The 12,047-nt window shown below is 74.5% G+C and carries 12 protein-coding genes; 6 read left to right on the top strand and 6 right to left on the bottom strand.

Annotated elements, in window-relative coordinates; translation table 11 throughout:
- Positions 1-33 precede the first annotated feature (33 nt).
- On the bottom strand, positions 34-318 hold the full coding sequence (locus tag MICAU_RS23310) for a sigma-70 family RNA polymerase sigma factor (RefSeq protein ID WP_049794842.1): 285 nt from the start codon (positions 316-318) through the stop codon (positions 34-36).
- 149 nt (positions 319-467) lie between these two features.
- Between MICAU_RS23310 and MICAU_RS23305 the strand changes: the two genes are divergently transcribed.
- Positions 468-1,682 (top strand): ROK family transcriptional regulator, encoded by a 1,215-nt coding sequence (locus MICAU_RS23305; RefSeq protein ID WP_013287807.1) that lies wholly within the window; start codon positions 468-470, stop codon positions 1,680-1,682.
- Between the two features lie 161 nt (positions 1,683-1,843).
- Here MICAU_RS23305 and MICAU_RS23300 read toward each other — a convergent pair whose 3' ends face one another.
- Positions 1,844-2,785, bottom strand: coding sequence for a phosphotransferase (locus MICAU_RS23300; RefSeq protein WP_013287806.1), 942 nt, complete (start codon positions 2,783-2,785; stop codon positions 1,844-1,846).
- A gap of 40 nt (positions 2,786-2,825) precedes the next feature.
- On the bottom strand, positions 2,826-3,401 hold the full coding sequence (locus MICAU_RS23295) for a dihydrofolate reductase family protein (RefSeq protein ID WP_013287805.1): 576 nt from the start codon (positions 3,399-3,401) through the stop codon (positions 2,826-2,828).
- Between the two features lie 92 nt (positions 3,402-3,493).
- On the opposite strand from MICAU_RS23295, the gene MICAU_RS23290 reads away from it, so the two are divergent.
- Together MICAU_RS23290 and MICAU_RS23285 are read left to right on the top strand one after the other, a co-directional pair.
- Complete coding sequence (locus MICAU_RS23290) at positions 3,494-4,072, top strand: TetR/AcrR family transcriptional regulator (protein ID WP_013287804.1); 579 nt, start codon at positions 3,494-3,496, stop codon at positions 4,070-4,072.
- Positions 4,073-4,146: 74 nt separating this feature from the next.
- Positions 4,147-5,292, top strand: coding sequence for a polysaccharide pyruvyl transferase family protein (locus MICAU_RS23285; protein WP_013287803.1), 1,146 nt, complete (start codon positions 4,147-4,149; stop codon positions 5,290-5,292).
- A gap of 9 nt (positions 5,293-5,301) precedes the next feature.
- Here the strand turns inward: MICAU_RS23285 and MICAU_RS23280 are convergent, their stop codons facing one another.
- On the bottom strand, positions 5,302-5,508 hold the full coding sequence (locus MICAU_RS23280) for a DUF8847 domain-containing protein (RefSeq protein WP_013287802.1): 207 nt from the start codon (positions 5,506-5,508) through the stop codon (positions 5,302-5,304).
- Between the two features lie 85 nt (positions 5,509-5,593).
- Here MICAU_RS23280 and MICAU_RS23275 point away from each other — a divergent pair, with 85 nt between their 5' ends.
- Positions 5,594-6,115, top strand: a complete 522-nt coding sequence (locus MICAU_RS23275; RefSeq protein WP_013287801.1) for a DinB family protein — start codon at positions 5,594-5,596, stop codon at positions 6,113-6,115.
- A 4-nt stretch (positions 6,116-6,119) separates the two neighbouring features.
- Here the strand turns inward: MICAU_RS23275 and MICAU_RS23270 are convergent, their stop codons facing one another.
- Positions 6,120-6,980: a carbohydrate kinase family protein gene (locus MICAU_RS23270; protein ID WP_013287800.1), complete on the bottom strand. Its 861-nt coding sequence runs from the start codon at positions 6,978-6,980 to the stop codon at positions 6,120-6,122.
- Positions 6,981-7,066: 86 nt separating this feature from the next.
- Between MICAU_RS23270 and MICAU_RS23265 the strand changes: the two genes are divergently transcribed.
- Both MICAU_RS23265 and MICAU_RS23260 read left to right on the top strand, forming a co-directional pair.
- Positions 7,067-10,303, top strand: a complete 3,237-nt coding sequence (locus MICAU_RS23265) for a DEAD/DEAH box helicase (protein WP_013287799.1) — start codon at positions 7,067-7,069, stop codon at positions 10,301-10,303.
- Complete coding sequence (locus MICAU_RS23260) at positions 10,300-11,436, top strand: SWIM zinc finger family protein (protein ID WP_013287798.1); 1,137 nt, start codon at positions 10,300-10,302, stop codon at positions 11,434-11,436. The genes MICAU_RS23265 and MICAU_RS23260 overlap by 4 nt, the downstream gene beginning before the upstream one ends.
- Positions 11,437-11,487: 51 nt before the next feature.
- Here MICAU_RS23260 and MICAU_RS23255 read toward each other — a convergent pair whose 3' ends face one another.
- Positions 11,488-11,745 (bottom strand): DUF3040 domain-containing protein, encoded by a 258-nt coding sequence (locus MICAU_RS23255; protein ID WP_013287797.1) that lies wholly within the window; start codon positions 11,743-11,745, stop codon positions 11,488-11,490.
- Between the last annotated feature and the right edge of the window lie 302 nt (positions 11,746-12,047).

The raw sequence follows: 12,047 nt of genomic DNA, 5'->3' as shown, positions 1-12,047 counted from the left end.
CCGCCTCCCGCAACGCCTCCCGCAGCCGTACGCTCACCGCTCGCTCCTCTCCGGAGTCCGCTCCAGAAGTTCGGGGACCAGATTGCGGAGCCGGCGTACGGCTTCGTGCCCGTGCCGCTTCACGGTGCCCACCGAGCAGCCCAGCACCTCGGCCACCTGCGCCTCGGTCAAGTCCTCGTAGTGCCGCAGCACCACCACGGCCCGCTGCCGCGTGGTGAGCCGCCGCAGCGCCCCCACCACGCTCAGCCGCAACGCCGTCTCGTCGGTGTGGTCGCCGCCGCCGCGCTCGGCCGGCGTCGCGTCCAGCCGCTCGGCCACCCGCCGGCGGCGCCACCAGGAGACCTGCTGGAACGCCGGTCGGGCCCAGGATGGTTGAGACGGCCGTCCCTTCGGCGGGCGCTGGCACCCGTCGATGTGCGGGAACTACCCTGGGGCCACGAGCCAGTCGCCATCCGACGGAGTTGTCGATGCTGAAAGGTCTGGCAGCAGACCGGCACGCGCAGGGGGACAGCCGCCGGCTCAACCTCGGCGCGCTGCTGCGGCGCGTCCACCTGACCGGCCCGGTCACGCGCGTCGAGCTGGCCGACTGGATGGGCGTCAACCGCAGCACGGTCATGGCGCTCACCGCGGAACTGGCGGCGGCCGGCCTGGTCCGCGAGGTGACGGCGGGTGGCAGCGGGCGGGCCGGGCGTCCCTCGCGTGTGGTGCGTCCCGCCTCCGACACCGTCTACGTCCTCGCCTTCGACATCGCCGTGGACCGGCTCGTCGCCGCCCGCGTCGGGCTCGGCGGTGTGGTGGCGGCGCGGCTGGAGGCCGAACGGCCACGGGCCGGCGCCGACCTCGACTCCGTTGTCTCGGTGCTCGCTGACTTCGGGCGGGCCCTGCACCACGCCGCGCCACCCGGATCGGTCTGCGTCGGCGTGGGCGCCTCCTACTGCGGCATGATCCGGCCGGGCGACGGGATGGTCCGCTTCGGACCGGACATGGGGTGGGTGGACCAGGCGTTCGGCGCCGAGCTGGCCCGGCGGCTCGATCTGGGCCTGCCCGTCCTGGTCGGCAACGAGGCGCACCTCGGAGCGCTGGCCGAGCATCAGCGCGGTGCCGGTGTCGGCGTCCAGAACCTCGTCTACCTGCACGGTGACGTGGGTGTCGGCGGCGGGATCATCGTGGGCGGCGAACTGCTCGACGGCGACGGCGGGTACGCCTCCGAGGTCGGGCACATGCTCGTGAACCCGTACCAGGGGCGGCCGTGCGGCTGCGGCTCGCGCGGGTGCCTGGAGGCCGAGGTCGGCGAGCGCGCGCTGCTCGACGTCGCGGGCCGCCCGGCGCAGGAGAAGGGGCGCGAGGCGGTACGTGCGGTGGTCGCCGCCGCCGCTCAGGGAGAGCCGGCCGCCCGGGACGCGCTGCGGCACATCGGTGACTGGCTGGGCATCGGCGTGGCGAACGTGATCAACCTGTTCAACCCCGGCGTGGTGATCTTCGGGGGCACGCTCAGCGAGGTCTTCCCGGTCTGCGCCAGCCACGTCCGCAGCCGGATCGCCGCGAACGTGCTGCCCATCTCCCGCGACAAGGCCCGCCTGCGCGTGTCCGCACTCGGCTACGACGCCACCTTGATCGGCGCCGCCGAACTGGGCTTCTCCCCGTTGTTCGCCGACCCCCTGGGCGTCCCCACTGCCGGGTGAGCCGCGCCGTGCACCGCCGCGCCTCCAGCCCTCTCGATCGCGTTGATCTTGCAGTTCCGGCCCCGACAAAGCGCGCCAAAGCGGCGTCCCAGAGGCCGAAACTGCAAGATCGCCGGGCCAGGCCAGGCCAGGCCGGGCCGGGCCGGGCCAGGGAGGGGCGGTCAGGGCTTCAGGCGGTGGGTCAGCCACGGGAGCAGGGACTCGCCCTGTAGGCGCTGGAATGCCCGTACGGTCGGGATGCCGGGAGGCGGTGGCTGGCGGGCGCCGTCGAGGAAGAACCCGGTGAACCCGGCGAGCACTCCGGTCAGGTCGGCCGGGTCGACGTCGGCGGTCAGTGGTCGGGCGGCCAGCAGGGCGTCCGGGTCGTGTCCGCCGTACACCTGCACGTTGACCACTGTGAGCAGCGTGTCCAGCCAGGCCGGCCCGCGGCAGGCCCAGGGCCAGTCGACCACTGTGACCGATCCGTCCGGGCCGAGCAGCAGGTTGTCGGCGCGCACATCGACGTGGCAGAGCGTGTCGCCGTCGAGTGCGGCCAGTCCCCGGTCGGCGGCGGCGCACAGCTCGGGCAGGTGGGACCGGGCCCACGGGTCGAGGTCGGGCGGCGGGTCGGCCGTGAGGCGCCGCCAGCCGCCGAAGTCGTGTGCGAGCCGTTCGGCGGCAGTGGGTGTGGTCGCGGCTGCGGGCGCCGGGGTGAGCGCGGCGGCCATCGTCTCCAGTGTGGACAGCACTGCGGTCAGCTCGTCGGCCCGCCACGGGGTGACCGGGTGCCGGCCCTCCACGTCGGTGAAGACGAGTGCGATCCAGTCGCCGTCGTCGTAGCTGCCGAGCAGCCGGGGCGCGGGCGTGTCCGGCGGCAGGGCGGCGGCGATCCGGGCCTCGGCGCGGTGCAGGTCGGGGCTGCGGTCGTTCTGCGCCGGGCTGACCGCCTTGACGAAGGCCCGGTCACCACCTGCTGTACGGACCCGGTCGGCGGTGCCGGGGGAGAAGCCGCCCGGCTGCGACCGCGCCGCCACCACCCGGTCGCCGAGGACGCCCTCGACGGCGTCGCGGACGTGCGCGGGCAGTTCGTGCCAGTGCAGCCGGGTCTTCGTCTGAGTCGTCACGGTCCCACGGTGCGTGCCGCCCGCCGTCCGGGCAACCGGGTTAATCGTTGCGCGTGTAGCGCAGGACGACCACGCCGGCGTCGAACGGGCGCGCCGAGGTGAGCGTGAGCCGCCGCGGATCGAAGCCGCTGTCGACGAGCTTGATGCCGCTTCCGACGATCACCGGATTGAGCTTGACCACCAGCTCGTCGATCTCGTCGACGAGCTGACCGGCGAGCTGACCGCCGCCGCAGAGCCAGATGTCACGTCCGGGCCGGGTCTTCAGCTCGCGGACGAGGGTGGCCGGGGCGCCGTCGACGACGTGCACGTCCGGGTAGTCGGCCGGGGGCAGGGAGCGGCTGAACACGTACTGCTCCAGGTGGGCGTACGGGCTGGTGACGCCGACCTTCAGACCCGGCTCGTAGCTGCCGCGGCCCATCAGCACGGTGTCGAAGCGGCCGCCGGGCGGGGAGTCGATGCCGAGCTGGGCGTGGGCGAACGTGGGCAGCGTCTGGGGCCACTCGGCCACCAGGTAGGGCGCCAGGTCGGGCGTCAGCGGGAGGAAGTCGAACGACCCGTCGGGTGCGGCGATGAAGCCGTCGAGGGTGCTGGCGACGAAGTACACGAGCTTGCGCAAGCCGGCTCCGATGTCCGAGTTTATCCACGACGGCTGTCGTGGTTCGGCGATGAATGTACAACACCTGTCGTGGTTGCTGCTAGTGTTTTCGCGTGGCCAGGAATCCGGAACGCCGTACCCTGCTCGCCGACGCCGGGCTGCGGGTGCTCGCCGACGCGGGCGCGCGAGGGCTGACCCACCGGGCGGTCGACGCCGAGGCGGGCGTACCCACCGGCACCGCCTCGAACTACTTCCCGTCCCGCGCGGCGCTGCTCGCCGGCCTGACCGAACGCATCTTCGACCGGATCGCGCCCGACCCGGCCGTGCTGGCCGACCTCGGCCGCCGGGAGCCGTCGCTCGCGCTGATGACCGACTACCTGCGCGACATCGTCGCCCGCACCACCCGCGAGCCGGGCCTCACCCGGGCGCTGTTCGAGCTGCGGCTGGAGGCCGCGCGCCGCCCGGAGCTGCGGGCCGCGCTCGGCGGCGTGCTGCGCCGGGGGTACGCCGACGACGTCGCCCACCACACCGCCGCCGGACTACCGGGCGGGGCGTACGAGGTGGCGCTGCTGCACTACGCGGTCGACGGGCTCCTGCTCGACCTGCTCACCACCTCGATCGACGCCGGGTTCGACACCGATCAGGTGGTCTCGGACCTCGTCTCCCGTCTGGTCGCCGACGCCGCCGGTTGAGCCTCCTCGCCGTGCGTTAACCCGGGGCGGCCAGCGGGAACGCTGGCGCGGACGCCCCTGGGAAGGAGCAACGGATGAGGGAACGCACCGGACTGACCATCGGCGTGCTCGGCTCCTACGGCGGTCGCAACCTCGGCGACGAGGCGATCCTCACGGGTCTGCTGGACGATCTGCGCCGCCACGAGCCCAACGCCCGGATCATCGTCTTCTCCCGCAACCCGGCGCACACCGCGCTGGCCCACCCCGAGGTCGAGGCGGTGCCGTGGGAGGGCGTCAGCCGGGTCGACTCGTCCCCGGTGCTCAACCAGCTCGACCTGCTCATCCTCGGCGGCGGCGGGATCCTCTACGACAAGGAGGCCCGGCGCTACCTGCGGGTGGTCCGGGTCGCCCAGGAGCGCGGGCTACCGCTGATCACGTACGCGGTCGGGGTCGGCCCCCTCACCGACACGCTCGACAGCGGCATGGTGCGCGAGACGCTGGCGCAGGCCGTCGAGGTGACAGTCCGCGACCAGGAGTCACGGATGGTGCTGGAGGAGGCCGGCCTGGTCAACCCGATCACCGTCACCGCCGACCCGGCGTTCCTGCTCGAACCGGAGGAGTTCCCCCAGCAGTGGCTGCGCGAGGAGGGCGTACCGGCCGGCTCCCGGCTGGTCGGGCTCAGCGTGCGCGAACCGGGCCGGGCGGCCGAACGGCTCGACGTGGACGGCTACCACCGCCTGCTCGCCCAGATCGGTGACTTCCTGGTGCACCGGATCGACGCGTACGTGCTGTTCGTGCCGATGGAACGCGACGACATCCGGCACTCCCACGGCGTGCTGTCGCACATGACCGCCGCCGACCGGGGCCGGATCCTGCACGGCGACTACCGTCCGGCGCAGATCCTCGGGCTGATGCGCCACTTCGACCTCGCGGTCGGCATGCGGCTGCACTTCCTGATCTTCGCGGCCATGATGGGCACGCCGTTCCTGCCGCTGCCGTACGCCGGAAAGGTCTTCGACCTGGCCCAGCGGCTCGGTGTGCCGGCGCTGCGCGGCGTGGAGCGGGAGGTGGAGGGCCCGTTGCTGGCCGAGGTGGACCGGCTGTGGGACGAACGGGCGGCCCGGGCCGACGAGACCGCGCGCCGGGTCGCTGAGGTCTGCGAGCAGGCGCGCGGCACCTCGCAGGTGACCCGCAGCGTGCTGGACAGCATCCGGGCCCGCACGCTGACGCCGGCGGTGTGAGCCGGGCCGTCAGACCGCCGGGCCGCGCCAGGCGTAGACCCACTCCCGGCCCGGCTGGTCGTCCGACTCCAGCTCGTAGATCTGCGCCTCCGCGAGGCCGTTCGACCCGAGGTGGTGGTGGGTCAGCGGCGGACGGCCGTTGACGTCCAGCTCGACGGTGACGGTCTCGCCGTCGGCCGCGCCGCCCACCAGAGGGATCTGCACCGAGGAAGCCATGCGCCCATCCTGCCCCGGCCGGCCCGCCCGCGCAGGGGATCACGCGGGGCAGCGGACCGTACACACCGCGTACTAGGGTCCGGGGATGGCGCACCCGACGATCGATCCGGCACTCGGTCCGGTCCTCGCCCGCACGGGCGACGAACGGGCGATCCTCGACGCGTTCCTCGACTTCCACCGTGCCAACGTGCTGCGCAAGGCGCGCGGCCTGACCGACGCCGACGCCGCCCGGCGCCTGGTGCCCTCGCTGACCACACTGGCCGGGCTGCTCAAGCACCTGACCCTGGTCGAGGGGAACTGGTTCCGCTGCCTGTTCGCCCCCGAGCCGGGCGACGTCTACGTCACCTCCCAGGCCGACGCCGACGCCAGCTTCACGCTGGGCGCCGGCGAGACGGTCGAGACACTCGCCGCCGCGTACGAGGCGGCCTGCGAGCGGTCCCGCCGGGTCGCCGAGCGGTTCGACCTCGACCACGTGGTGCCGCACCCGCAGCTCGGCGAGGTGTCGCTGCGCTGGGTGCTGGTGCACCTGATCGAGGAGACCGCCCGGCACGCCGGGCACGCCGACATCCTGCGCGAGCTGACCGACGGCGAGACCGGCTCGATCTGACGGGTCACTCGCGGGGCAGCAGCCCGTCCGGGTACTCCATCCCGTCGTACGTGCACGCGGCAGCCGCCACCCGGGCGGCGTACCGGGCCGCGTCGAGGATGCCCGCGCCGCGCAGCCGGGCGGCGATCACCCCGGCCGCGAAGGCGTCCCCGGCGCCGTTGGTGTCCACCACCGGCCCTGGCGGGGTGGCGGCGGGCACGTGCGTCGGCGGCACGCCGGGGGTGTGCAGCGTCGCGCCGGCCGCCCCGCCGGTGACCAGCACCGTGCGCGGCGCCAGCTCGGCCGCCTCCTTCGCGGCCCGCTCGCCGAGCCGCGTGTCGCTGACGAAGACCAGGTCCGCGATCCGGGCGAACGGGCGGTGGTAGTCGTTCTCGCCGTCCCAGTCGTGCAGGTCGGTGGAGATCGACGTGGCGGCGCGCAGCACCGCCAGCGAGTCCCGTGCCCAATCCATGATCGACAGGTGGATGTGGGTGGCCTCGGCGACGAGCGCGGCAAGCTCCGCCTCGCCGAACGGCGCCGGCCCCGACCAGGGACGCGGGTCGTGCAGCGACATCCGCCGCCCCGCCGGGTCGACCAGGTTCACCGACCGGCGGGTGCCGGCCGGCGCGTCGGCGAGCATGGTCCGGATCGAGGTACGCGCCAGCGCCGCCCGCACCACGTCGCCGGCCGGGTCGGCGCCCAGCACGTCGACGAGCGCCACCCGCAGGCCGAGCGCGTGCGCGGCCAGCGCGACCCCGGCGCCGGTGTTGCCGATCCGCAGGTCGATCGGCGGCACCAGCAGCGAGTCGGCGACGGGCGGCGGCAGGGCGGGCACCCGGGCGCGGATGTCCACGCCGAGCCCGCCGATCACGAGAAGGTCGACCATGGCGCCGACGATAGCGGCGTCCGGCGGCCTATCCTGGCTCCCCGGGCGCCGTCTTCCGGCCCCGGGGACGTCGTCGAGGGGGAACAGTGCTGGTCATCCACGGGTTGTGGCTGCCCGGCGCCGGGCTCGCCCTGTGGGCCGAGGACAGCACGCTTCCGGCCCGCGCGCCCCGCCGTCCCGGCCGCGTCCCGCGCGAGCGCCCGCACCCGTTCGCCGCCGGCCACGCCGCGCTCGCCGCCGCGCTCGACGGCATGCCGGGCGAGCCGATCTCCGTCCTGCTGGACCTGCCGACCCGGGCCGGCTCGCCGCTGGACTCGCCGGAACTGGTCCGGGCCACCGTCGGGGAACCGGTCCGCGGCCCGGTCACCCGCGCCGGATGGCGGGCTCCCGCCCTGGGGTACGCCCCGGACGACGCGTACGCGTTGCTGCGCGCGCCGATGCCGGGCCCGGTCGGGGCGAGCCTGCGGCACCTGTGCGAGCTGGCCGACTTCGCCGCCGACCTGGTCGTACGCGGGCGGCTGCTGCCGGGCGTGCTGGAGGCGTACCCCGGTGGTGTTCCCGACGGTGGACCGGCCGCGACCGGCCGGCGGACCTCGGCGGTGCGGGTGCCGGCGGCCTCGGGCGTCGCGGGGTCCGGGCGGCGGTTGCGTGCCGTGGGGGCGGACGACGTGGCGACCGGGTGGGCGCTCTGGCGGCCGCTGCTCACCGGCACCGACGCGACTTGGGCGCGTGACCTGGCGATGGCGTTGCCACCGGCGGCTCGCGCCGCCCGGGAATGGCGGCCCGAGCCCTGGGGTGCGCCGGTGGCCGTCGCGGCGGCACCGGTCGGGGCGGGCGGTCCGGTGGAGGACGCGTGGGGCGGGCGGGCCGACGACATCGGGGCCGGTGAGCTGGTCGCGGAGGCGCTGGACGCGCTGGTCGACGCCGCCGCCCGGGTGGCGCTGGCCGACACCCGGCTGCACCGGGGGATGCGCCCGGTCGGCGCGGTGCCGCGCTGGCTGGCCGCGCTGACCGGCCCGGAGCGCTCCTTCCCGGCCGAGCCGGACGCGCTGGCGACGCTGCGCGACGAGCTGGACGCCTGGCAGCGCGACGCCGCGGGCGGCGCGGTACGGGCCACGTTCCGCCTCGTCGAGCCGGCCGTCGACCCGGTCGCCGAACTGGTCGAGGACGCCGCCTGGCGGGTCGAGTTCGGCCTGCACCCGGCCGACGAGCCGGGGCTCGTGGTGGACGCCGCACACATCTGGCAGCGGCCCGCGCCGGCGCTCGCCGCCCGGGGCGTGGAACCGCAGGAGACGCTTCTCGCCGAGCTGGGCCGGGCCAGCCGGCTGTGGCCCGAGGTGGACGCCGCGCTGCGTACCGCTGCGCCCGAGGGCATGGAGCTGGACGCCGAGGGCGCGCACCGGTTCCTGCGCGAGGGCGCGCCGGTGCTGCACGCGGCCGGGTTCGGGGTGCTGCTGCCCTCGTGGTGGCGGCGGTCCTCGTCGCGGCTGGGGGCGCGGTTGCGGGCACGCAGCCGTACCGCCCCGGGCGCTGTCGCCACCACCGCCGGGAAGCTGGGGCTGGACGCGCTCGTCGACTACCGCTGGGAGCTGGCGCTCGGCGACGAGCCGCTGACCGCCGAGGAACTGGCGTCGCTGGCCGACCTGAAGTCGCCGCTGGTCCGGCTGCGCGGCCGGTGGGTCGAGCTGGACCCGCAGCGGCTGGAGGCCGGGCTGAAGCTGCTGCGCTCCTCCGGTGAGCTGACAGTGGCCGACCTGCTGCGGATGGGACTGTCCGGTGACGACCGGGCCGGTGAGCTGCCGGTGCTGGACGTGGTCGCCGACGGCGCACTCGGCGAACTGCTGGCAGGTGAGGCGGAACGGCGGCTCACCCCGGCCGACCCGCCGCCGGGCTTCAGCGGGACGCTGCGGCCGTACCAGCGGCGCGGGCTGGCCTGGCTGGCGTTCCTCCAGTCGCTCGGACTCGGCGGGATCCTCGCCGACGACATGGGTCTGGGCAAGACCGTGCAGCTGCTCGCGCTGCTCGCCGGTGACCCGCCGGAGGCCGGGCCCACACTGCTGGTCTGTCCGATGTCGCTCGTCGGCAACTGGCAGCGGGAGGCCGCGAAGTTCGCGCCAGGGCTGCGCGTGCACGTGCACCACGGCGCCGAGCGCACCCGCGGCGAGGGCTTCGCCGCCGCAGTGGGCGAGGCGGACCTGGTGCTCACCACGTACTCGGTGGCCGCCCGGGACGCGTTCGAGCTGGCTGGCGTCGACTGGCACCGGGTGGTGGTGGACGAGGCGCAGGCGATCAAGAACGCCGCGACCCGCCAGGCCGAGGCGGTCCGGTCGCTGCCCGCGCGGCACCGGGTCGCGGTCACCGGTACGCCTGTGGAGAACCGGCTCGCCGACCTCTGGTCGATCATGCAGTTCGCGAATCCGGGGCTGCTCGGGCCGGCCGCGACGTTCCGCAAGCGCTTCGCCGAACCGATCGAGCGGCACGGCGACGCCGAGGTGGCCGAGCGGCTGCGCCGGATCACCGGCCCGTTCGTGCTGCGCCGCCTCAAGACCGACCCGTCGATCATCACCGACCTGCCGGAGAAGCTGGAGATGGAGGTGGTCTGCAACCTCACCGCCGAGCAGGCCGCGCTCTACCGCGCAGTGGTCGACGACATGATGGCGAAGATCGAGTCCAGCGACGGGATCGAGCGGCGCGGACTGGTGCTCGCCACCATGACCCGGCTCAAGCAGGTCTGCAACCATCCCGCCCAGCTGCTGCACGACGGCTCCGCGCTGGACGGCCGGTCCGGCAAGCTGGAACGCCTCGACGAGATCGTCGACGAGGTACTCGCGGCGGAGGAGAAGGCGCTGCTGTTCACCCAGTACGCCGAGTTCGGCGGCATGCTGCGTGGGCACCTGTCGGCGCGTACCGGCCGGGAGGTGCTGCTGTTGCACGGCGGCGTCGGCAAGGCCGAACGGGACGCCATGGTGACCCGGTTCCAGACGCCACAGGGTCCGCCGCTGTTCGTCCTGTCGCTCAAGGCCGGCGGCACCGGGCTCACTCTGACCGCCGCCAACCACGTGGTGCACGTGGACCGGTGGTGGAACCCCGCAGTCGAGGACCAGGCCACCGACCGGGCGTTCCGGATCGGACAGCGCCGCCGCGTGCAGGTACGCAAGTTCGTCTGCGCCGGCACGGTCGAGGAGAAGGTGGCCGCGATGATCGCCGACAAGCGCAGCCTGGCCCGGTCGGTGGTGGGCAGCGGCGAGCAGTGGGTCACCGAGCTGTCCACGGACACGCTGCGCGACCTGTTCCGGCTGGAGTCCGGGGCGGTGGTCGAGTGAGCCCCGGGTTTGACGACTACGGCCCGCCGGTGCGGGTCGAGGGTGGCCTGCGGGCGCGCAGCACCCGGGGCGCGATCGGGCAGTCCTGGTGGTCCCGGCGGTTCGTCGAGGTGCTGGAGTCGTTCGCGCTCGGCTCCCGGCTCACCCGTGGGCGGGCGTACGCGCGGCGGGGGCAGGTGCTCCGGCTGGACGTGTCGCCGGGGACTGTCACCGCCGAGGTGCAGGGATCCCGGCCGCGGCCCTACCCGGTGCGGATCGGGCTGGCCGCGTACCCGGAGGAGACATGGCGGCGGATCGAGGCCGAACTGGCCGGGCAGGCGTTCTTCAGCGCCCGGCTGCTCGCCGGTGACCTGCCGGCCGAACTGGAGGAGCTGTTCGCCGAGGCGGGCGCGCCGCTGTTCCCGGCCGCTGTCGGCGAGCTGGACCAGCGCTGCGGCTGCCCTGATTTCGCGGTGCCGTGCAAACATCTGGCGGCGACGTTCTACCTGCTCGCCGAGGCGTTCGACGCCGACCCGTTCCACCTGCTGCACTGGCGCGGCCGGTCCCGAGCCGAACTGCTGGACCGGCTGCGTACGCTGCGCGGCGCCGACGCCGGCAGCTCAGGTGGAACCGGTGGTGCCGGCGGAGCCGGTGGTGCGAGCGGGGCCGGTGGTGCGAGCGGGGCCGGTGGTGCGAGCGGGGCCGGTGGTGCGAGCGGAGCCGGTGGCGCGGGCGGAGCCGGTGGCGCGGGCGGAGCCGGTGGCGCGGGCGGAGCCGGTGGCGCGGACGGAAACGGCGGTGCGGGCGCGGAGCCGGGCCCGGGTGCCGGGCCGGAGTCGGGCGCCGGGCCGGAGCCGCCCGGGACGACCGGTGTGCCGGTGGTCGGCGCGGCGCGGGCCCTGGCCGGGTTGCCGCCGGTCGAGGCGGACGCCGAACCGGACCGGTTCTGGCTGTCGCCGGTGCCGCTGCCGGACCGGCCGCCCACGCTCGCCACCGGCTCGGAGTTGCTGTTGCGCCAGCTCGGTTCACCCGGCGCCATGATCGGTGGGCCGGGCCTGGCCGAGCGGCTGCGCCGGGCGTACCGGGAGTTCGGTCGCGGCGAGGCCGCGTCCCCCAGGGAGTTCGGTCGCGGCGAGGCCGCAGGCGAGCGTTAATAAGGGGCCCTTCCTCTACCAGAAGCGTTAATAAGGGGCCCTTCCTTGCACCTAAAGGAGGCGGCGGCGGAAGCGCCACATCACTGCGGCGTTGGCGACGAGCACCACCGCGCAGATCGCCCCGGCGAGCCGTCCGACGAGCACTGTCATCGCCGGCAGCGACGCCCACAGCACGATCGTCAACAGCATCATGTACCGGCCCCGGCGGCCCTTGATCCGGTTGTCCAACCGGGCGAAGAAGCGTGGATCACTCTCCCGCAGATGACGGGTGATCTGTTCGAACCTGCGCTGATCCTCTTGGCTGAGCATGGCGGTGCCCTTCCCCTCACGGCTTCAGCGGTTCGGCGGCATACCCGGATCGGAGGCCGGTCACGCGCCGCCGCTGCTGCTGTTTCGGCGGACCGGACAGGCGGAACGAGGTTCTCAGCGCAGGCTTATCCGTACCTTAATTTTCGGTGAGGCAATGAACGCCCCCGGCGGCGTCGCCGCTGTGCGAAACCTCGCATCCGGGCGGTGCGCGTCCGGGTCGGCCCTGCTCCGGACGCCGCCGCGCCCCCGCCGCCGCGGCGGGCCCTCCGCGGCGGGCCTGAGCACCGTCTTAAGTGCGCTCA

The sequence above is a fragment of the Micromonospora aurantiaca ATCC 27029 genome (assembly GCF_000145235.1).
Classification (GTDB): domain Bacteria; phylum Actinomycetota; class Actinomycetes; order Mycobacteriales; family Micromonosporaceae; genus Micromonospora; species Micromonospora aurantiaca.
Note: the sequence above shows the minus strand (reverse complement) of the source record. Positions and strands in the feature narration are given on the sequence as shown.